We start from the raw sequence: 20,703 nt of genomic DNA on the forward strand, positions 1-20,703 counted from the left end.
AGCGTCCGTCGCCAACTGTCTGGAGACGCAGAATGACGATACTGGTGACGGGAAGCGCCGGCCATCTGGGCGAAGCGCTGATGCGGACGATGAGGGATCAAGGCCGTCGGGTGCGCGGCATCGATATCAAACCCTCGCCTTTTACCGATATGACCGGATCGATCACCGATCCCGATTTCATCCGCCGCGCGATGACAGGCATCACCGCCGTTATCCACGCCGCCACGCTGCACAAGCCACATGTCGGAACACACGCCAACAAGGATTTCATCGATACCAACGCCACGGGCACGATGAACCTTCTCGAACAGGCAGTCGTCGTTGGCGTAACAAGCTTCGTCTTCACCAGCACCACCAGCGCTTTCGGAGCAGCCCTGCGCCCAGCCGCAGGCGAACCGGCCGCCTGGGTTACCGAGGATGTTCTGCCCGTTGCCCGCAATATCTACGGCGTGACGAAGATCGCTGCCGAAGGCATCTGCGAACTCTTCGCGCGCAACATGTCGCTGCCTGTCGTCATTCTAAGGACTTCACGTTTCTTCCCGGAAAATGACGACGACCCTGATATCCGCAACCACTATTCCGCCGAAAATGCCCAGGCCAACGAGTTGCTTTATCGGCGCGTCGACATCGAGGATGTGGTCGACGCCCATCTGCTGGCACTGGAAAGAGCGCCGTCCATCGGCTTCGGCCGCTACATCATCTCGGCAACGGCACCCTTCACCGAAGCCGATCTCGCCGACCTGCGCCGTGATGCACTCGCGACGGTGGAGCGTCTTTTCCCCGGCATGGCCGCACTTTACGCGGCGCGCGGCTGGACGATGTTTCCGCACTTCGACCGTGTCTATGTCAATGCGCTGGCCCGGCAGGAACTCGGCTGGCACCCGAAGTATGATTTTCGGCACGTGCTCGATTGCCTCCGCGACGGCAGGGAATGGAGAAGTCCGCTAGCTCTTGTCGTCGGCGCAAAGGGCTATCACGACCAGATTTTCGAGGATGGGCCTTACCCGCTCCAGCGCCGCTGATACGGACCGCGAGGCCGGCCGTCTGCGGTGGGGCGACCCATCGCAGATATCGCCGAACTTGCCTGAGCTATACCAAATAGGGAAACGGGCGCCGAAGCGCCCGTTCTCAAGCTGCCTTGTCCCAGGCCGGCGCCAACCCTTCCGGGCTGACGATACGGCCATCGGGTTTCGCCAACCCATGGATCGCCGCCACATCCTCGGAAGAGAGTTCGAAATCGAAGATCGCTGCATTCTCCTCAGCGCGTTGTTCCGAGACGGTCTTTGAAAGTGCGATCAGATCCTGCTGAATGATCCAGCGGAGCACGATCTGGGCAATCGACTTGCCATGTTTCGCGGCAATCGCCTTCAACACCGCATCCTCAAGCACCTTGCCATCAGCCATGGCGTAGTAGGCCGTCACGGATATATCGAGCTGCTTTGCAGCGCGCAGCACCGGCGTTTGATCGATATAGGGATGATACTCCACCTGGTTCGTCACGATCGGCAGGCTGCTAAGTGCTACGGCCTGGCGCATCAGATCCGTGTTGAAGTTCGACACGCCGATATGGCGCACCTTGCCTGCCTTCGCGACTTCATTCAGCGCGCCGATCTGCTCGGCAAGCGGCACGGCCTCGTTTGGCCAGTGAAGCAGCAGCAGGTCCACATAATCTGTCTTCAGCTTCTTCAGGCTTTCGTCGACCGAAGCGATGAAGGCAGCACGCTTGTAGTTCTCGACCCAGACCTTGGTGGTCAGGAAGATATCGCCACGGGCGACGCCGGAGCGGCGGATACCCTCGCCGACCTCGGCCTCGTTGCCGTAGATCTGCGCGGTATCGATATGGCGATAACCGTTGGCGAGCACGTGCGAGACCATGCGTTCGGCATCCGGGCCCGGCACGCGGAACGTGCCAAAGCCGAGGGCGGGAATGGAGGCGCCGTTGGCGCTGACGAATTTCATGCTGTTTCCTTTCGAGTGAGGAGAGATCAGGCGGCGCTGCGGGCAATGGCTGCAGCCGGGCTGGAGCGGCGGTCGAGGGCACCGCTGCGGATGGTAAGGCCAAGGGCAACAGTGACGAGGCCTGCCGCAACGAAGGGCGTGGCGCACAGTCCGAAACGAGACTCGACCACCAGACCACCGATCCAGGCGCCCATGGCAATGCCGAGATTGAAGGCGGCGATATTCAGCGCTGAGGCGACATCGACGGCATTCGGTTGCAGCTGGCGTGCAAGCTGCACGACATAGAGCTGCAGACCCGGCACATTGGCGAAGGACAGGAAGCCGAGGATCGCAAGCGTCGGGATGGTCAACCAGGGCGAGACGGCCGTGAAACCGAAGAGAACCAGCACGAGCGCTTGGGCGATGAACAGGAAGGTCAGCGCCTTGACGGGATCGCGGTTGGAGATGCGCCCGCCGACGACGTTGCCGACAGCAATCGCCACGCCATAGAGCATCAGGATCAGGCCGACGGCCGAGGAGGCAAAGCCGGTGATCTGCTCGAGGATCGGCGCAAGGAAGGTAAAGGCGACGAAGGTTCCGCCGTAGCCCAGCGCCGTCATCGCATAGACGAGCAACAGCCGGCCCGTGGCAAGCACGCGGATCTGTTCACCGATACTGGCCGGCGGCGCCTTCTTGAGGTTCGACGGAAGCAGGAAGGCGATGCCTGCGAACGCGATCACACCGAGGCCGGCAACGGCAGCGAAGGTGGTGCGCCAGCCGAAGGTCTGGCCGATGAAGGTACCGAGCGGAACGCCGGTGACGATCGCGACCGTCAGGCCCATGAACATCATCGCGATGGCCGATGCGCGGCGGTTTTCCGGCACCAGATCGGCAGCGATCGTGGAACCGACGGAGAAGAATACCCCGTGCGCGAAGGCCGAGACGACGCGGGCAATCAGCAGCACTTCATAACCGGGGCTGAGCGCCGCGATAATATGGCCGATAATAAAGAGCGCCATCAGCCCAAGCATGAGCGGCTTGCGCTCGATCCTTCCGGTCAGCGCCGTCAGGATCGGTGCGCCGAAAGTGACGCCCAGCGCATAGACGCTGACGATGAGACCGGCGAGCGGCAGGGTGATGTGAAGATCGTTGGCAACCGTCGACAGCAGGCCGACGATGACGAATTCAGTCGTACCGATCGCATAGGCCGCGATCGTCAACGCAAAGAGAGCGAGTGGCATGAGAGTGACCCGATGATTTGTTTCTTGTTCGGGTCGGAATATGGGCGTGGCACACCTGCTCGATAACAGCCTATAATAGCTCAACAGTTGTGAATTGAATTCAAGATAGGATGTGATGGACAATCGTGTCGGCGAGATGGATGTCTTCGTGCAGGTGGCCGAACTGCAGAGCTTTTCGGCTGCCGGCCGCAAGCTCAGGCTCTCGCCTTCTGCCGTGAGCAAGCTCGTCACGCGACTGGAAGACCGTCTCGGTACGCGTCTTCTGGTACGCACCACGCGTGCCCTTCAGCTGACGCCTGAAGGCGAAATCTATCTCGAACGCTCCCGCCGTATCCTCTCGGAAATCGAGGAAACGGAGCGCGCCGTCTCGGCCGGCGGCACGACGGTGGCACGCGGACGCCTGCGTGTCAGCACCTCCGTCGCCTTCGGCGTTCGCTACATCGTGCCGCTGGTGCCGGATTTCTTGAAGCTCTATCCGGAGGTCGATCTCGATCTTGCCCTCAGCGACGGCATCATCGATATCGTCGGAGAGCGCGCCGATATAGCTATCCGTTCGGGCGCCTTGCGCGATTCGTCGCTGAAGGCGCGCAAGCTGCTCGAAAGCCGCCGCGTCATCGTCGCCTCGCCCGGCTATCTGAAAAGGGAGGGCGTGCCGGAAAGCCCCGACGATCTCGACCGCCACAACTGCCTGACCTTCAGCTTCCGTTCAACCTCGGAGGAATGGCCGTTCCGCGATCCCGAGAATGGAGATCGCTTTTCAAGACCTATTTTCGGCAATCTTGAAACCAATAACGGACCGACCGCACGCAGCCTTTGCCTTGCCGGCCTTGGCCTCGCCCGCGTCGGCCAGTTCCATGTGCAGCCGGATATCGACGCCGGCACGGTGGTGCCCGTCCTTGAAGCCTATAACCCCGAAGATATCGAGTTCATTCACGCCGTCTATCCGGGTCATGAGCATCTTGCAGCGCGTATCCGCGCCTTCATCGATTTCCTGGTCAAGAACATCCGCTAGGCCGGATATGAGGAGCGAAAGATCTCCGTCATCTCCCTGTTACAGCGGAAAGTTAGCGAGCCCGCCATGTCCATAGAAATTCATCCGCCACGACAAAGCTGGATCGACGATTTCGCAAGCCTGAAGCAGGCCCTCCTGCGTGCAGCACCATCAGGCGCAGCGATCCATCATATCGGTTCCACTGCCGTGCCCGGCCTTCCGGCGAAGGACATCATCGACATCCAGGTAAGCGTCGACGCTCTTGATCTCATCGATGACACAGCCTTCGAAAGGGAAGGTTTCATCCGTCGCGCGATCGCGACCGATCACTGCCCGCCGGGTCTCGATCTGGCAGAAGGCGAGTTGCGAAAGCTGCTCTTCAAAAGCACAGGCCGTCTCGCGAATATCCATATCCGTGAAAAAGGCCGCTTCAATCAGCGTTATCCGCTTCTCTGCAGGGATTTCCTGCGCGCCCATCCGACGGCAGCCGCCGCTTACGGGTTGATCAAACAACGCCTCGCCGGCTATTTCCCTGATAATGTCGATGCCTATTACGACATCAAGGATCCGGTCTTCGATATCATCATGGAAGGTGCTTACGACTGGGCAAAGCTGACCGGATGGACCGAACCAGCGAGCGACTGACAACGAAGCTTCTTGTTGGGAATGCCGCGCCGGAGAAACCGGGCTGGGAAGAGAAGAGCGCGATCCACACAACCGGTGGAAACTTCGATCCTGGGCGCCTACGAATGTAGGTGGGCACCGTGTATCCAGACCCACGAGCCCGGACAGGGACAGCTCCCTAAGGATCGGGTATGGCCCCGAGGATTCATTGTTCCTGTCGAGAAGCACAGACCGCGTGAGCGAATATAGGGACATTTGCAGCAGCGCACCAGTGGGGCAGCGCTGCTCTTCAAAATTAATTAAGTTCGGCCGGCGTGCGGCCGTTCAGCTTGTCGGTGATGCCCTGAATTCGGCTCGTGACTTCCGAAAGCGCCACTGCGATGCCTTCTTCTGTGCGAGCTGTGGCGGCAAGTACCGTGTCCCGGTTACTACGGAGCGTCTCCAGCTCTGATTCCAGCCCCGCGACACGTCGGGTCAGCTCCGAAATCTCATCCATGACCATGATGCCGGCCATGACGGTGATCCTCAGATCGCCGATTTCGCCGAACTGCCCCTTGAGATGGCCGACATAACGGTCGAAGCGGGTCGCGAGATCAGTCAGATGATCTTCCTGTCCCTCTTCGCAGGCCATGCGATAGGCCTTGCCGTCGATCGTTACCGTTACCTGCGCCATCTCTTTAAGTCCTCTTAGCGGTCAAGAACCGCGCGGATCGTTTCCATCGCCGCCACCAGACGGCGCGAAACCTCGCGATTGACCTCTTCCAGCCGGTTCGCGCGGAATTCCGCCTGGTCCAGCTCCTGGGCAAGGCGCGAGCGATCGGCATGCACACGGCGAACCTCGCCTTCGATCTCGCCCTGCTCAAGCTGGCGCTCGATGCGCATGTCGACGGCATTCTCGAGGCCCGAGATTGCCTGTTTCAGCTCCGTAAGCGCAGCTTCGATGGTGTTGCCATTAGGCGTCATGTCTTTTCCGGTTCCCCGCACAAGACCCGCGAATCGGCCTCTGCCGCCGACCCTGTATTTTCAAGAGGATATGCAGCTAGGTTGGAGCGCGTCAATAAAGCCTCTCGGCTGCCCCCCGCCCTATTCTGTGGATGAGCGATTTACACAAGTCCGTCACACAAGATTCGTCTTTTGTAAAACTTGACGGTCAAATGTTAAAAATCGTCGCACCCGGCCTCCAAACGGCTTCCATTTTGTTGACTTGGCCGTTCCAACTGCTATGTCTCGACCGCTCTCATTGATGGTCTTGGCAGGCTCGAGGCCATCCCCAACCCGGAACCAGCGGAATAGCCATGACCTCACGCGAACAAAACGACCGGATGGCAAATGCGATCCGTTTCCTCTCCATGGACGCCGTCGAAAAGGCGAATTCCGGCCACCCGGGCATGCCGATGGGCATGGCGGATGTGGCAACGGTCCTCTTCACCAAATACCTCCGCTTCGATCCCCAGAAGCCGCACTGGCCGAACCGTGACCGCTTCGTGCTTTCTGCCGGCCACGGCTCGATGCTGCTCTACTCGCTGCTTTATTTGACCGGCTATCCGGACATGTCGGTCGAGGATCTGAAGCAGTTCCGCCAGCTTGGCTCGAAGACCGCCGGCCACCCGGAATATGGCCACGCCACCGGCATCGAAACGACCACCGGTCCGCTCGGCCAGGGCATTGCCAACGCCGTCGGCATGGCGATCGCCGAGCGCAAGCTGCGCGACGAATTCGGTCCGGAACTGCAGGATCATTATACCTACGTCATCAATGGCGACGGCTGCCTGATGGAAGGCATCAGCCATGAGGCGATCGCGCTTGCCGGCCACCTGAAGCTCAACAAGCTGGTCCTCTTCTGGGACAACAACTCAATCACCATCGACGGCGCCGTCTCGCTGTCGGACTCGACCGACCAGGTCGCCCGCTTCAAGGCCGTTCACTGGAACACGATCGAGATCGATGGTCACGATCAGGCTGCTATCGCCGATGCGATCGAGGCCGCTCACAAGTCCGACCGCCCGACCTTCATCGCCTGCAAGACGGTTATCGGCTTCGGCGCTCCGAACAAGCAGGGCACCCACAAGGTGCACGGCAACCCGCTCGGCGCCGAAGAAATCGCCGCCACCCGCAAGGCGCTGAACTGGGAATACGAACCCTTCGTCATTCCCTCCGACATTCTCGACGCATGGCGCGCCGCCGGCACCCGCTCTGACAATATCGTCAAGGCATGGGAAGAGACGCTTTCCAAGTCGCCGTCCAAGGCCGAGTTTACCCGCCGTTTTGCCGGCGACCTGCCGGAAGGTTTCGACAAGGCCATCGACGACTACAAGAAGAAGCTTGCCGAAACAAAGCCGACGATTGCCTCCCGCAAGGCATCGGAAGACGTGCTTGAAGTCATCAACGGCTTCGTACCGGAAACGCTTGGCGGCTCCGCCGACCTGACGCCGTCCAACAACACCAAGACCAGCCAGATGGTCTCGATCACGCCGACGGACTTCAAGGGCCGCTATATGCACTGGGGCATCCGTGAGCACGGCATGGCCTCTGCGATGAACGGCATCTCGCTGCACGGCGGTCTTATCCCGTACGGCGGCGGCTTCATGATCTTTTCGGATTATTGCCGCCCGCCGATCCGCCTCGCCGCCCTCATGGGTATCCGTGTCATCCACGTTCTGACGCATGACTCGATCGGCGTCGGCGAAGACGGCCCGACCCATCAGCCGGTAGAGCAGATCGCCAGCCTGCGCGCCGTACCGAACCTGCGTATCTTCCGCCCGGCGGACGCAGTCGAAACGGCGGAATGCTGGCAGATCGCCATCAAGAGCAAGGATCATCCGTCCGGTCTGGCTCTTACCCGCCAGAACCTGACGACTGTCCGCACCGAGTACAACGAGAAGAACCTCTGCGAACTCGGCGCCTACACGCTCGCAGGCAATGCCGACGCCAAGGTCACGATCTTCGCGTCCGGCTCGGAAGTGGAACTCGCCGTTGCCGCCCGCGCAACGCTCGAAGGCAAGGGTGTCAGCACCCGCGTCGTTTCCGTTCCCTGCACGGAACTCTTCTTCGACCAGCCGGAGGCTTACCGAAAGGAAGTCCTCGGCAACTCGCCGGTCAAGATCGCCGTCGAAGCCGCCGTTCGTGAAGGCTGGGATGCCTTCATCGGTCCGGAAGGTTCGTTCGTCGGCATGAAGGGCTTCGGCGCATCCGGTCCGGCCAAGAAGGTTTTCGAGCACTTCGGCATCACGGCTGACGCCGTCGTCGCCGCTGCGGAAGCCAAGCTTTAACGGCCCAAGCATTAACGGGGGGTGCCTTCGGGCACTTCCTCATCTAGTATCAGCAAGCCCCACCTCTAGGGAGTGAATGCACATGACAGTCAAGGTTGCCATCAACGGTTTCGGACGTATCGGCCGCAACGTTCTTCGCGCCATCGTCGAATCCGGCCGCACCGATATCGAAGTCGTCGCCATCAACGACCTCGGCCCGGTCGAGACCAACGCCCACCTGCTCCGTTACGACTCCATCCATGGCCGTTTCCCGGCGACCGTGACGGTCGAAGGCGACACGATCACCGTCGGCAACAGCAAGCCGATCAAGGTTACCGCCATCAAGGACCCGGCTACCCTTCCCCATGGGGAATTGGGCGTCGACATCGCGATGGAATGCACGGGCATCTTCACGAGCCGCGACAAGGCTGCCGCTCACCTGACGGCTGGCGCCAAGCGCGTCATCGTTTCGGCTCCTGCCGACGGCGCTGACCTCACGGTCGTTTTCGGCGTCAACCATGACCAGCTCACCAAGGAGCATCTGGTCATCTCCAACGCCTCTTGCACCACCAACTGCCTGGTGCCGGTCGTCAAGGTTCTGGACGACGCCGTCGGCATCGACCACGGCTTCATGACGACCATCCACTCCTACACCGGCGACCAGCCGACGCTCGACACGATGCACAAGGATCTGTATCGCGCCCGCGCTGCTGCCCTCTCGATGATCCCGACCTCGACGGGCGCTGCCAAGGCCGTCGGCCTCGTGCTGCCGCACCTCAAGGGCAAGCTCGACGGCACCTCGATCCGCGTTCCGACCCCGAACGTTTCCGTCGTCGACTTCAAGTTCGTTGCCAAGAAGACCACCTCCGTCGGCGAAATCAACGAAGCGATCAAGGCTGCCGCAAACGGCAAGCTGAAGGGTATCCTCGGCTACACCGATGAGCCGCTGGTTTCCCGCGACTTCAACCACGACAGCCACTCCTCGATCTTCGCAACCGATCAGACAAAGGTCATGGAAGGCAACTTCGTGCGCGTCCTGTCCTGGTACGACAACGAGTGGGGCTTCTCCAGCCGCATGTCCGACACGGCAGTCGCTTTCGCCAAGCTCATCTGACCGCAACGGCAAACGTGTTGAAAAACGGCCCGGGAAACCGGGCCGTTTTGTTTAGAGAGACTGCGTGGCAATCCTCGCTGGATCAAGTCGGAAGGACAGGACATGGTGCATCTGAATGTTCGAAAGGCTGATCCCGGCGACGCCCGAGAACTCTCCGAAATTCTCAACGAGATTATAGCAATCGGCGGTACGACCGCCATCGAGACCCCTCTTTCGCCGGAGGAACTGGCCGATTGGTTCATAACAGGCGAATGGCCTCTAACGTGCCATGTCGCCGAGACCAGTTCTGGTCTCGCCGGTTTTCAATCCCTGAGCCTCTACGGAAACCCGCCAGAGGGCTGGGCCGATATCGCGACCTTACCCGGCAGAACCCGAAGATACCGGGCGTCGGCACCACACTTTTCGCGGCAACCCTTGCCGCCGCAGAAGAGCGCAATATCGAAGTCATCAATGCAACCATTCGCGCCGATAATACTGGCGGGTTGGCCTATTACGAGAAGATGGGCTTTCGCACCTACAATATGCTGGAGAAAGTGCCGCTGAACGACGGTACGCCGGTGGATCGAATTCAGAAGCAATATCAGGTGAGCAAAGATAAAAGCGGCCTCTGGCGGTCAGCTCAATAAAAAGTCCCTCACTCGGCCTATCCGCCCTCCTATCGCCTGAATTGCTTCTACATTCTTTATACAGACTTTTTCCCGTAGCATTCTTCACTGGTCCTCACCCCAAGGGCTGTCCAGCAGCATGATGCAGCAATGCAGTAGAGGTTAAGCCGCAAGGCCTACCCTTCTGGTGTATTTTGCCGTTTACTAAAAGATCGCACTGGGCGCGGAGGGGCAAGGGACAGGCCGGGGGCGGCTTCGGGATGGCGTGATGAGGCGAAAGGGGTAGGGCATGGAAGCGTTTTACATAGTGGTGCTCGTTGCGACAGCACTTGTGCTTCTTGCTGCCTTTTCGAGCCTCCTTGCCTTCCGCTTCGGCGCCCCCCTCCTTCTGCTGTTCCTGATGATCGGGCTTGCCGCCGGTGTCGATGGTCTCGGCATCGAATTCAGCAATAACTATCTGGCCTATGTTCTGGGCTCGATCGCCCTTGCGATCATCCTCTTCGATTCCGGCTTCGGCACGCCGATGCAGGCCTTCCGCATCGCCGCGGTGCCGTCGCTGACGCTGGCCTCGATCGGCGTGCTTCTGACCGCAGCACTCTTCGCCTTCGCCGCCCGCTGGCTGCTCAACTTCACCTGGCTGGAAGGCATGCTGCTCGGCTCGATCGTTGCCTCCACCGATGCCGCCGCCGTCTTCTTCCTGTTGCGCATCGGCGGCATCAATATCAGAGACAAGGTGCGTTCCACGCTGGAAGTTGAATCCGGCACCAACGACCCGATGGCGATTTTCCTGACCATCGCACTGGTCGAGGTTCTCGCGAGCGGCGAACGCTACGCCGGTATCAACATCGGCATGCTCGCCATGTTCATCCAGCAGATGGGCCTTGGCGTCATCCTCGGCCTGCTCGGCGGCATGATGATCGTGCTGATCGCCGGCCGGCTGGAAACGGATCGCGGCCTGACACCGATCTTCGTGCTGGCACTCGCTCTGCTCGTCTTCTCCTTCACCGGTGCGGTCGGCGGTAGCGGCTTCCTTGCGGTCTATGTCGCCGGCATCTATGCCGGAAACCGCAAGATGCAGGCGATCGGTACAATCAGGCGCTTTCAGGACGGCATGACCTGGCTTGCCCAGATCATCATGTTCCTCGTGCTCGGCCTGCTGGCGACGCCTTCACAGTTTCCTGTCATCATCGTGCCGGCGATCCTGCTGGCATTGTTCCTGATCTTCGTCGCCCGGCCGCTCGCCGTCTGGCTGTCTCTGCTGCCTTTCGATTATACGCAGCAGGAAATCGGCTTTGTCGCCTGGGTCGGCCTGCGCGGCGCCGTATCCATCCTGCTTGCCATCATGCCGATCCTCGGCGGGCTGCAGCATAGCCAGATCTATTTCAACACCGCCTTCATCATCGTACTCGTCTCGCTGCTCGTACAAGGCTGGACGATCAAACCAGTTGCCAAGCGCCTCGGCCTCATCATCCCGCCGCGTATCGGCGCGGTCGATAAGGTCGAGGTTGACTTGCCGGGCGCCGCCAATCACGAGCTGCTTTCCTATCGCGTCATCAAGGACAGCCCGGTTCTTCGCGGCGAGCGCATCCCGCGCTGGGCAGCACCCTCGCTCGTGATCCGCGACGGCAAGTCGATGCGTTATCAATATGCCGGCCGCCTCAGGGAAAACGATCTCGTCTACCTTTTCATCGCACCCAGCTATTCGCGCCTGCTCGACCGGCTCTTCGCTAGCCGCGCACCTGTTGATGAGGACGACGCGGAATTCTTCGGCGCCTTCGCGCTGTCGCCGGCCCGTCCCGCCGCCGATCTCGATGCGGCCTATGGTCCAGGCCTTCTCAATGAATCCGAGAAGGGTCTGACGATCGCCGAACTGATGAAACAGCGCCTCGGCGGCAAGGCGGACTATGCCGATCGCGTCCGTCTCGGCTCACTCATCCTCATCGTCCGTGATCTCGACGACCAGGATCACATCACCTCCGTCGGCATGTCGCTCGAGGCAGTGGAGCCTGCCATTACGCTGCCGATCTTCATCAATCTGCACGAGATTATCCAGCGCATCCGCGAGCGTATGAAGGGCCGCAAAAAGCATGAGGCAACGGCTGCGGAAAGCGCTGCCGGACGTGACGAAAGCCCGCGCTAAAACGGCCGCCGACTGCCTTGCGTCTCCCCCGATCCTTGCTATGGTCGGCGCAATTTACGCCAACCACGAACGGATCCTCCCATGGCAGCTTTCAAGACACTCGACGATCTCAACGACATCGCCGGCAAGCGCGTTCTCGTCCGCGTCGACCTCAACGTCCCGGTCAAGGATGGCAAGGTTACGGACACGACCCGCATCGAGCGCGTCGCGCCGACGATCCTTGAACTGTCGAAAAAGGGCGCCAAGGTCATTCTGCTCGCCCATTTCGGCCGCCCGAAGGATGGCCCCTCGGCAGAATTCTCGCTTTCGCTGGTTGCCCCCTCCGTCGAGCAGGTGCTTGACCATGCCGTGCTGACGGCTTCCGACTGCATCGGCGAGGCAGCCGCTTCCGCCGTCGCGAAGATGAACAATGGCGATATCCTGCTCCTTGAAAACACCCGCTTCCACAAGGGCGAGGAAAAGAACGATCCTGATTTCACCAAGGCGCTCGCCGCAAACGGCGATATCTATGTGAACGACGCCTTCTCGGCCGCGCACCGCGCCCACTCCTCCACCGAAGGTCTTGCCCATCATTTACCGGCTTATGCGGGGCGCACCATGCAGGCCGAACTTGAGGCACTGGAAAAGGGCCTCGGCAACCCGGTCCGTCCGGTCGTCGCAATCGTCGGCGGTGCCAAGGTCTCCTCCAAGATCGACCTTTTGATGAATCTGGTGAAGAAGGTCGACGCGCTCGTCATCGGCGGCGGCATGGCCAACACCTTCATCGCCGCCCGCGGCACCGATGTCGGCAAGTCGCTTTGCGAGCATGATCTCGCCGATACCGCCAAGCAGATCATGATCGAGGCCGCCACCGCCGGCTGCGCCATCGTTCTGCCGGAAGACGGTGTCGTCGCCCGTGAGTTCAAGGCAGGTGCCGCCAATGAGATCGTCTCCATCGAAGCCATTCCGGCCGATGCCATGGTCCTCGATGTCGGTCCGAAGTCGATCGATGCCGTCAAGGCTTGGATCGAACGCGCCACTACGCTCGTCTGGAATGGTCCGCTCGGCGCCTTTGAAATCGAGCCCTTCGACGCAGCGACCGTCGCGGCCGCGAAATACGCCGCCGAACGCACCAAGGCCGGCAAGCTCACGTCAGTTGCAGGCGGTGGTGATACGGTCTCGGCGCTGAACCATGCCGGCGTTGCCGAAGAGTTTAGCTATGTTTCGACCGCGGGCGGCGCCTTCCTTGAATGGATGGAAGGCAAGGAGTTGCCGGGTGTGGCCGTTCTCTCCGCTAACCGATAAGCCGATTCGGCAGATATTCCAGCAGGATAGACCGCGGAGCAAACGCTTCCGCGGTCTTTTGCCCAAGAAGAGAAAAAATTCCCGAACTTTCAAACGATTGAAATCATTTCAATCGTTTCAATGACTTAGCACTCCCTTTTTTCTCCCTATAAACTTCTGTTATCCGGGTTCTATATTATCAATTCTACCGGGTTTCATTGTGGAGAGAACGAGATGAGCGAACGATTGGAAGACATTGCAGTTAAGATGGTTGCTGGTGGTCGGGGCCTGCTTGCAGCCGATGAATCGACCGCTACCATCAAGAAGCGTTTCGACGCGATCAATCTTGAATCGACCGAAACCAGCCGGCGCGATTATCGCGAGATGCTCTTCCGCTCCGACGAAGCGATGAAGAAGTACATTTCCGGCGTCATCCTCTATGAGGAAACCCTGTATCAGAAGGCCGCCGACGGCACGCCCTTCGTCGACATCATCAAGGCTGCCGACAGCATCCCGGGCATTAAGGTCGACATCGGCGCCAAGCCGATGGCAAAATACCCGGGTGAAACCGTCACCGAGGGCCTCGACGGCCTCGCAGACCGCCTCGCCAAATATTATGAGGCCGGCGCCCGCTTCGCCAAGTGGCGTGGCGTCATCGCCATCTCGCAGACGCTGCCGAGCCGCGGTTCCGTCCGCGCCAATGCCCAGGCGCTTGCCCGTTATGCTGCGCTTTGCCAGGAAGCCAAGATCGTACCGATTGTCGAGCCGGAATGCCTAATGGACGGCAAGCCGGGCGACCACAATATCGACCGCTGCGCCGAAGTGACTGAGGCCACGCTGCGCATCGTGTTCGAGGAACTGGCCGATGCCCGTGTCAGCCTCGAGGGCATGATCCTGAAGCCGAACATGGTCATCGACGGCAAGAATGCCCGCAAGGCCTCCGTCGCCGAAGTTGCGGAGCGTACAGTCCAAGTCCTGAAGCGCACGGTCCCGTCATCGGTTCCGGGCATTGCCTTCCTCTCCGGCGGCCAGACCACGGAAGAGGCCACCGCCCATCTCTCCGCAATCAACTCCGGTTATGAGCTGCCCTGGTTTGTCACCTTCTCCTACGGCCGCGCCCTGCAGGACAGCGCGCTCAAGGCCTGGAACGGCAAGCAGGAAAACGTCGCCGCCGGCCAGCGCGAATTCTCTCATCGCGCCGAAATGAACAGTCTCGCCGCCAAGGGCAACTGGAAGGCCGAACTCGAAAAGGCTGCATGAGCCTTTTGATATTTGAGAAAATGAGACGGACGGCGAACATCTTCGCCGCCCGTTTTATTTGCGCTTGCCCGTCGCGAAGGCGATTTGTCATGGCGACAAGATAATCCTTCGCCGCAATCGCTGGCCTCGCTAATCATGGCGCCTTAACCATTGGAGCCGCCATGAACAGCCTGCCCTACATCACCGTCGACGTCTTCACCTCCACCCGCTTCGAAGGCAATCCGCTCGCGGTCATGAGCGACGCCAGGGGCATCAGCGACGCGGCAATGCAGAAGATCGCCGCCGAATTCGGCTATTCAGAAGTCACCTTCGTGCTTCCTCCGGAAAACCCTCAAAACACGGCAAGGGTGCGCATCTTCACGCCGACAATGGAGATACCCTTTGCCGGTCATCCCAATGTCGGCACCGCCTATGTACTCGGCCAGCAGAGCGAAATCTTCGGCCGCCCCATCGGCGATACGTTGCGGCTCGAGGAGAAGGCCGGCCTCGTCGAGGTCGCTCTGCAGCGCAGCGAAGGTCGTGTCACCGCAGCGACGATCCGCGCTCCACGACCGCTTGAAGTAGAAGACACGATACCCGATGCGGTCATTGCCGGCTGCATCTCCATCGACCCGGCGTCGATCCGCAAGGACACGCATGTCCCGGTTTTCGTCTCCGTCGGCCTGAAATTTGCCGTTGCCGAACTCGAAAGCCTCGAGGCTCTGGCCGCGGCAAGCCCTAATATCAACGGCTTCCAGGCTGCGGCCAGGTCTGTAACCGGCAGCCATGATTTCTCCCTGTTTCTCTACGTTCGTCCCGCCGCTACGCCATGGAAGATCCGCGCCCGCATGTTCGCGCCGCTGGACAACGTCATCGAAGATCCGGCGACCGGCAGCGCTTCGGCAGCCCTTTCCGCCTATCTCGTCTCACTCCTGCCGGAGGCGGACATCAGCCGGCACGTGACGATCGAACAGGGCGTGGAAATGGGCCGGCGCAGCATCATCGAACTTGATGTGGTCAAGAAGGCCGGCACAGTCACCGACGTGACGATCTCGGGAACCTGCGTGCCGGTCATGAAAGGCGAGATCATCCTGCGGGACTGAACCAGTCCTATTGCACCAGGAAATCGCGCACCAGCAGCGCCACCGCCCAGATAGCAAAAGCAATCAGCGCGATTCTCCAGAAATCCATCCGGCGGCGCAGCCCCGGATAGCCGAGCGGCTTGATGATCTGGATTGCCATGGCAAGGATGAGTAGCAAAGCTATCAGCTTTGTCATGGCTTTATTTTTTCCATCTATCAGAATGTCACAGGACGGACATTTTTTCACGCGAACAGAGAATATCTACTCGCCGTAAAGGCATTCCGGGACACAATCAACATTCTTATGGACTGGGCAGATACAGGTCTCGCCTTATGTCCTTTTTCAAAGCGAACACGCCGAGTCTGGGGATATGACAAGAAATCTGCTGTCCGTCGCTGCGCTGCTCTTTGGCACGCTCTTCCTTTTCATGGGCAACGGACTGCAGGGCATTCTGCTTCCCGTACGCGGAAATCTCGAAGGTTATGCAACGACCACACTGGGCCTGCTCGGCACCTCCTGGGCGGCGGGCTTCGTCATCGGCTGCCTTGTCGCCCCGAAGATGGTGCGCCGCGTCGGCCATGTACGCGCCTTCTCCGGCTTCATTGCCATTATCGCCATCATCGCGCTGGTCAGCGGCATCATTATCGACCCGGTCTGGTGGGTCATCCTGCGCGCTGTCACCGGCTTCTCAACCGCTGGCACCTCGATGATCATCGAAAGCTGGCTGAACGAGCGGGCGAACAATGAAAGCCGCGGTGCGATCTTCTCGCTCTATATCGGCATCACCCTTCTTGGCGTCGTGGGCGGCCAGTTGATGATCCCGCTGGAAGACGTGCGCACACCAGTGCTCTTCATGATCTGCGGCATCTTTTACTGCATCGCCATGCTGCCGACGACGCTCTCGACCGCCGCTTCGCCGCAGCCACTGAAAGCGGTGAAACTCGATCTGCCTGCGCTCTATCGCAATTCGCCCGTCTCCTGCCTTGGCATCCTGCTCGTCGGCATCGCCAACGGTGCCTACGGTACACTCGGCGCCGTCTTCGGCGCGGGTGCCGGCCTCTCCGACACCTCGATTGCGGTGATGATGAGTGCCACCATCTTTGCCGGTGCCATCATGCAGCTTCCGGCTGGGCGCCTCTCCGACCGCATCGACCGCCGTTATGTGCTGGCGGCCATGTCAGCCATCGCAGCGCTCGCCGGCCTCCTGATCTTCGTGCTGCACCCCTCGTCCCCTGTCTTCCTGATCGGCCTCGTCATCCTCTACGGCGCCGTCGCCAATACGCTCTATCCGATCGCCGTCGCCCATGCGAACGACTTTGCCGCATCGGAGGATTTCGTAAAGGTCTCGGGCGGCCTGCTGCTTCTTTACGGCATCGGCACCGTCATCGGTCCGACGATCGGCGGTCCGGTCATGTCGATCATCAGCCCGCATGCGCTCTTCCTGGTGACGGCGCTCGCCCATCTTCTGATCACCGGCTATGCCATCGTCAGGAGCCGTATTCGCGCAGCCATTCCGGCAAGCGACCGCGATGCCTACACGACGATCCCGACAGCAACATCTCCTACGCTCACGCCGCAAAGCATGTCGCTTGCCGATCGCGGCTCCAACAAGTCTCCCGAAACCGGCGATCCTGCTGTAAAGTTCGGCTGACGAACTGACGCATGTTGCGCAAACTGTGCAGCGGTTTTGCGATAACGACATGCCGGAAACGGAGACTTAAAGCGTGGAGGCGAATCTGAAAGATCGCGACACGGTTTAAAGGAGGAGCGACAATGAGCTTGATGGATGACGACAGGCCTCAGAAGAAGACTGCACACGAGATCGGCTCCGATCTCTCCCTGCTTTCGGTGGACGAGCTGAAGGCGCGCGTGGAACTCTTGAAAGCCGAGATCGCGCGGCTCGAAGCCGAGGCGACCAAGAAGGCTTCCGGCAGATTAGCCGCCGAAAGCCTTTTCCGATCATAAGACTGTGAACGAGCAACTATTGCTCCGAAATTACTTTCGTTAAGTCTTAAATTGGAACGACATTAATAAAAAATTAAGCTTTATAAGATATTACTCAAGCTGTTCAGATCCTTCTGAACCTCAGACAGTTTTCCAAGCGGTGAATTGGTCTGATTTTTCTCCCTGTTTTACCTTGAGAGCCGCTTTTGCGGCTCTTCTTTTTTGCGCTGCCTTAGACCTTTCCACGAAACTGTGGAGATTAACCTTTTCTTAAGAAACGGCTTGCGCAATTAGGCTAAAGATACCATCTTGAAATCATAAAGACCGGCCTGGGAAACTTTTCCGCGGAAACCGGCGTTACCTGATAGTAGATGCGTGCAACAGGGATTCTTTCGATGTCGGAACTTGGATTGAATACAATCAGTTTTGCGGGCCGCGCTGCCGCATCCTCGCAGTTCAAGACGCTGTATGCAGAGGGCATGTCGCTGGTCGAAGAAACCGCATCCTACCTCGACGGCCAGGGCCGCGCAGCCGCTAAGGTGCTGCCGCGCATGGCCTCGGTCCTTTACGCGGCTGAATCGATGCGCCTGACCACCCGTCTCATGCAGATGGCTTCCTGGCTGCTCCTGCAGCGCGCCGTCAACAATGGCGAAATGTCCCGCGATCAGGTTCTGGCAGAGAAGAATAAGGTTCGGCTCGACGGCTTTAATGTCGACCGCAACGCTCCGGGCTGGGGTGACCTGCCGGAATCCTTCCGCGATCTCGTAGAGCGCTCGCTCCGCCTGCAGAACCGCATCGCCTTGCTCGACCGCGAAATCTATCGCCCGACAGAAGCTGCGATCGTTCCTGATAACCAGAACAGCGTCCAGGCTCAGCTTTCCCTGCTGCAGACGGCCTTCGGCAACAACTGATCTGGCATCATAGAATTTCATGAAACCGGCTGCGGCAACGCGGCCGGTTTTTTGTTTGCTCACCGGTATAGGCCCGGAAAACAAAAAGCCCGGCACAAGGCCGGGCTTTTGAATATTCCGCCAAGCGGAAGCGAATTAGAGGCCGAGGCCGCCGAAACGCTTGTTGAACTTCGAAACACGACCGCCGCGGTCCATCAGCTGCTGGTTACCGCCGGTCCAGGCCGGGTGCGACTTGGAGTCGATTTCGAGGTTCATGACAGCGCCTTCCGAACCCCAGGTCGAGCGGGTTTCGTACTCGGTGCCATCGGTCATGACTACCTTGATGACGTGGTAGTCGGGATGGATGCCTTCCTTCATGACAATCTTCCTGCGATGCCGGGGTTCAATTTGCCGCAGACAGTTGCGGGGAAAGAACCGATTGAATAAATGAAGCCGCAGTCGTGAAGGCTACGGCTTCCCATTAGGATGCGGTGCCTATACATGAAGGGCGCCGGGATAACAAGGGCCAAGGAGCCGCAATACGCGGTCTTTGAGGGCGATCGGAGACGATTTGGCAGAGCAGGCAGAGCTTGGGGAAAAGAAGTCGCGTTCGCTAAGGCCGCTCGGCAGGTTGACACCTTATGTGGCGCGTTATCGCGGCCTAGTCGCGGGCGCTCTGGTTTCGCTGGCGCTCGCCGCCGTCACATCGCTTGCTATACCGCTTGCCGTGCGCCGCATGATCGACCACGGCTTCACCCAGGCCGATGGTACCTTCATCAACAGCTACTTTGCCATGCTGATGATCATGGCCATCGTGCTCGCCGTCGCCAGCGCTCTTCGCTATTATTTCGTCATTACCATCGGCGAACGCATCGTTGCGGATCTGCGCCGTGACGTCTTTGCGCATGTCACACGGCTCTCACCCTCGTTCTTCGACGTCAACCAGTCGGGCGAGATCGTCTCGCGGCTGACGGCCGACACCACGCAAATCAAATCCGCCGTCGGCGCCACGGCTTCCGTGGCGCTCCGCAACCTGATCCTCTGTATCGGTGCGCTCGGTATGATGATCATCACCTCGCCGAAGCTCTCGAGCCTCGTCATCGTCGCAATCCCGATCATCGTCTTTCCGCTGGTCGCCGGCGGACGATCGGTGCGCAAGCGCTCCCGCGCGGCACAGGATACGCTGGCAGAAGCCTCCGCCTTCGCCAATGAGACGATCGCTGCAACCCGCACCGTGCAGGCCTTCAACGCCGAAACCGCCGCAGCGGACCGTTACGGCTCGGCTGTCGAATCCGCCTATCAGGCCGCACGTTCCGCCGTCTCCTCCCGCGCCCTGCTGACGGGCATCGCCATCACCCTGATCTTCGGCAGCGTGGTCGCCGTTCTCTGGTTTGGCGCCCATAGTGTCCTCGCTGGCACGCTTTCGGCCGGCACACTCGGGCAGTTTCTGCTCTATGCGGTCATCGCAGCCGGATCGCTCGGCGCACTCTCGGAAGTCTGGGGCGAGCTTTCGCAGGCAGCAGGTGCAGCCGACCGCCTGACTGAGCTTCTCGACGAAGTCTCGCCGATCACCGCCCCCGCAAATCCGCAGCCACTGCCCTCGCCTGCCCAGGGCCGCGTGGAATTCGACGGCGTGCACTTCGCCTATCCGTCTCGTCCAGGCAAATCGGCCCTGCACGGACTGGATTTCACGGTGCTGCCAGGAGAAACAGTAGCAATCGTCGGTGCATCCGGCGCCGGCAAGAGCACGGTCTTCTCGCTGCTGCTGCGCTTCTACGATCCGCAACAGGGTAGCGTGAAGATCGACGGTGTCGACGCCCGGCAGGCAGATCCGGACGCCTTGCGACAGCGCATTGCTATCGTGCCGCAGGATGTCACCATCTTCGTCGCCTCGATCCACGACAATATCGCTTTCGGTGTTCAAGGCGCCACGCGCGAGCAGGTACGCGCCGCCGCGATCGCGGCCCAGGCCGATGAGTTCATTAATCGGCTGGACAAAGGCTACGATACGCAAGTCGGCGAACGCGGCATAACGCTATCCGGTGGCCAGCGCCAGCGCATCGCCATCGCCCGCGCGATCCTGAAGAACACACCTATCCTGCTCCTGGACGAAGCGACCTCGGCCCTTGACGCCGAGAGCGAAACGCTTGTGCAGAGGGCGCTTGACGGGCTTATGCATGGCCGCACTACGATTGTCATCGCCCACCGTCTCGCCACTGTTCTCAAGGCCGACCGCATTCTCGTCATGGATCAGGGCCGTGTCGTCGAGGAAGGCACACATCAGAGCCTGATCCGGCACGGCGGCATCTATGCAAAGCTCGCCAGCCTGCAATTCGATGCAGCCAACGAGGATGTGCTGGCAGCCGCCAAATAGCTTCCCCAT

19 protein-coding genes, 1 other RNA gene and 1 pseudogene are annotated in these 20,703 nt (G+C 60.1%); 14 read left to right on the plus strand and 7 right to left on the minus strand.

Features of this window, described 5'->3' with window-relative positions; genetic code table 11:
- Positions 1-32: 32 nt before the first annotated feature.
- Positions 33-1,022 carry an NAD-dependent epimerase/dehydratase family protein gene (locus AB8B33_RS18825; RefSeq protein WP_439016493.1) on the plus strand — a complete coding sequence of 330 codons (990 nt, stop codon included), beginning with the start codon at positions 33-35 and terminating at the stop codon, positions 1,020-1,022.
- A gap of 106 nt (positions 1,023-1,128) precedes the next feature.
- Here the strand turns inward: AB8B33_RS18825 and AB8B33_RS18830 are convergent, their stop codons facing one another.
- Together AB8B33_RS18830 and AB8B33_RS18835 are read right to left on the minus strand one after the other, a co-directional pair.
- The gene (locus AB8B33_RS18830) at positions 1,129-1,959 is read right to left on the minus strand and encodes an aldo/keto reductase (protein WP_439016494.1); all 831 of its coding nucleotides are present in this window, start codon (positions 1,957-1,959) and stop codon (positions 1,129-1,131) included.
- A gap of 26 nt (positions 1,960-1,985) precedes the next feature.
- Positions 1,986-3,179, minus strand: coding sequence for an MFS transporter (locus AB8B33_RS18835; protein WP_439016495.1), 1,194 nt, complete (start codon positions 3,177-3,179; stop codon positions 1,986-1,988).
- Between the two features lie 115 nt (positions 3,180-3,294).
- On the opposite strand from AB8B33_RS18835, the gene AB8B33_RS18840 reads away from it, so the two are divergent.
- Both AB8B33_RS18840 and AB8B33_RS18845 read left to right on the plus strand, forming a co-directional pair.
- On the plus strand, positions 3,295-4,191 hold the full coding sequence (locus AB8B33_RS18840) for a LysR family transcriptional regulator (RefSeq protein ID WP_439016496.1): 897 nt from the start codon (positions 3,295-3,297) through the stop codon (positions 4,189-4,191).
- A gap of 66 nt (positions 4,192-4,257) precedes the next feature.
- On the plus strand, positions 4,258-4,815 hold the full coding sequence (locus AB8B33_RS18845) for a GrpB family protein (RefSeq protein WP_439016497.1): 558 nt from the start codon (positions 4,258-4,260) through the stop codon (positions 4,813-4,815).
- A 57-nt stretch (positions 4,816-4,872) separates the two neighbouring features.
- Here the strand turns inward: AB8B33_RS18845 and ssrS are convergent.
- The 3 genes from ssrS to AB8B33_RS18860 all read right to left on the minus strand — a co-directional run bounded on the left by ssrS (position 4,873) and on the right by AB8B33_RS18860 (position 5,757).
- Positions 4,873-5,030, minus strand: a non-coding RNA gene (gene ssrS, locus AB8B33_RS18850) — 6S RNA.
- A 59-nt stretch (positions 5,031-5,089) separates the two neighbouring features.
- Positions 5,090-5,467: a cell division protein ZapA gene (locus AB8B33_RS18855; RefSeq protein ID WP_439016498.1), complete on the minus strand. Its 378-nt coding sequence runs from the start codon at positions 5,465-5,467 to the stop codon at positions 5,090-5,092.
- 14 nt (positions 5,468-5,481) lie between these two features.
- Positions 5,482-5,757 carry a DUF4164 domain-containing protein gene (locus tag AB8B33_RS18860; RefSeq protein ID WP_439016499.1) on the minus strand — a complete coding sequence of 92 codons (276 nt, stop codon included), beginning with the start codon at positions 5,755-5,757 and terminating at the stop codon, positions 5,482-5,484.
- Positions 5,758-6,089: 332 nt separating this feature from the next.
- On the opposite strand from AB8B33_RS18860, the gene tkt reads away from it, so the two are divergent.
- The 7 genes and pseudogenes from tkt (at position 6,090) to AB8B33_RS18895 (ending at position 15,506) form a co-directional block, all read left to right on the plus strand.
- Positions 6,090-8,063 (plus strand): transketolase, encoded by a 1,974-nt coding sequence (gene tkt / locus AB8B33_RS18865; protein WP_439016500.1) that lies wholly within the window; start codon positions 6,090-6,092, stop codon positions 8,061-8,063.
- Positions 8,064-8,145: 82 nt separating this feature from the next.
- Positions 8,146-9,156 carry a type I glyceraldehyde-3-phosphate dehydrogenase gene (gene gap / locus AB8B33_RS18870; RefSeq protein WP_439016502.1) on the plus strand — a complete coding sequence of 337 codons (1,011 nt, stop codon included), beginning with the start codon at positions 8,146-8,148 and terminating at the stop codon, positions 9,154-9,156.
- Between the two features lie 102 nt (positions 9,157-9,258).
- Positions 9,259-9,782 (plus strand): annotated as a pseudogene (locus AB8B33_RS18875) (GNAT family N-acetyltransferase).
- A 268-nt stretch (positions 9,783-10,050) separates the two neighbouring features.
- Positions 10,051-11,901 (plus strand): potassium/proton antiporter, encoded by a 1,851-nt coding sequence (locus AB8B33_RS18880; protein WP_439016503.1) that lies wholly within the window; start codon positions 10,051-10,053, stop codon positions 11,899-11,901.
- Between the two features lie 81 nt (positions 11,902-11,982).
- Positions 11,983-13,185, plus strand: a complete 1,203-nt coding sequence (locus AB8B33_RS18885) for a phosphoglycerate kinase (protein ID WP_439016504.1) — start codon at positions 11,983-11,985, stop codon at positions 13,183-13,185.
- Positions 13,186-13,398: 213 nt separating this feature from the next.
- On the plus strand, positions 13,399-14,424 hold the full coding sequence (locus AB8B33_RS18890) for a class I fructose-bisphosphate aldolase (RefSeq protein ID WP_310383500.1): 1,026 nt from the start codon (positions 13,399-13,401) through the stop codon (positions 14,422-14,424).
- Between the two features lie 161 nt (positions 14,425-14,585).
- Entirely contained in the window at positions 14,586-15,506 is a 921-nt protein-coding gene (locus tag AB8B33_RS18895) for a PhzF family phenazine biosynthesis protein (protein WP_439016505.1), read from the plus strand.
- Between the two features lie 7 nt (positions 15,507-15,513).
- Here the strand turns inward: AB8B33_RS18895 and AB8B33_RS18900 are convergent, their stop codons facing one another.
- Positions 15,514-15,681, minus strand: a complete 168-nt coding sequence (locus tag AB8B33_RS18900) for a hypothetical protein (protein ID WP_439016506.1) — start codon at positions 15,679-15,681, stop codon at positions 15,514-15,516.
- Between the two features lie 175 nt (positions 15,682-15,856).
- Between AB8B33_RS18900 and AB8B33_RS18905 the strand changes: the two genes are divergently transcribed.
- The 3 genes from AB8B33_RS18905 (at position 15,857) to rcdA (ending at position 18,341) form a co-directional block, all read left to right on the plus strand.
- Positions 15,857-17,137 (plus strand): MFS transporter, encoded by a 1,281-nt coding sequence (locus AB8B33_RS18905; RefSeq protein ID WP_113320874.1) that lies wholly within the window; start codon positions 15,857-15,859, stop codon positions 17,135-17,137.
- A 122-nt stretch (positions 17,138-17,259) separates the two neighbouring features.
- Positions 17,260-17,451: a DUF1192 domain-containing protein gene (locus AB8B33_RS18910; RefSeq protein ID WP_037103740.1), complete on the plus strand. Its 192-nt coding sequence runs from the start codon at positions 17,260-17,262 to the stop codon at positions 17,449-17,451.
- Positions 17,452-17,825: 374 nt separating this feature from the next.
- Positions 17,826-18,341: a protease adaptor protein RcdA gene (rcdA, locus tag AB8B33_RS18915; protein ID WP_037103737.1), complete on the plus strand. Its 516-nt coding sequence runs from the start codon at positions 17,826-17,828 to the stop codon at positions 18,339-18,341.
- Between the two features lie 135 nt (positions 18,342-18,476).
- Here rcdA and rpmE read toward each other — a convergent pair whose 3' ends face one another.
- On the minus strand, positions 18,477-18,698 hold the full coding sequence (gene rpmE, locus AB8B33_RS18920; protein ID WP_007826526.1) for a 50S ribosomal protein L31: 222 nt from the start codon (positions 18,696-18,698) through the stop codon (positions 18,477-18,479).
- 193 nt (positions 18,699-18,891) lie between these two features.
- On the opposite strand from rpmE, the gene AB8B33_RS18925 reads away from it, so the two are divergent.
- Positions 18,892-20,694 (plus strand): ABC transporter transmembrane domain-containing protein, encoded by a 1,803-nt coding sequence (locus tag AB8B33_RS18925; RefSeq protein WP_439016507.1) that lies wholly within the window; start codon positions 18,892-18,894, stop codon positions 20,692-20,694.
- The last annotated feature ends 9 nt before the right edge of the window (positions 20,695-20,703 follow it).

Origin of the sequence: Rhizobium sp. 768_B6_N1_8 (assembly GCF_051811225.1) — a bacterium.
Taxonomy (GTDB): domain Bacteria; phylum Pseudomonadota; class Alphaproteobacteria; order Rhizobiales; family Rhizobiaceae; genus Rhizobium.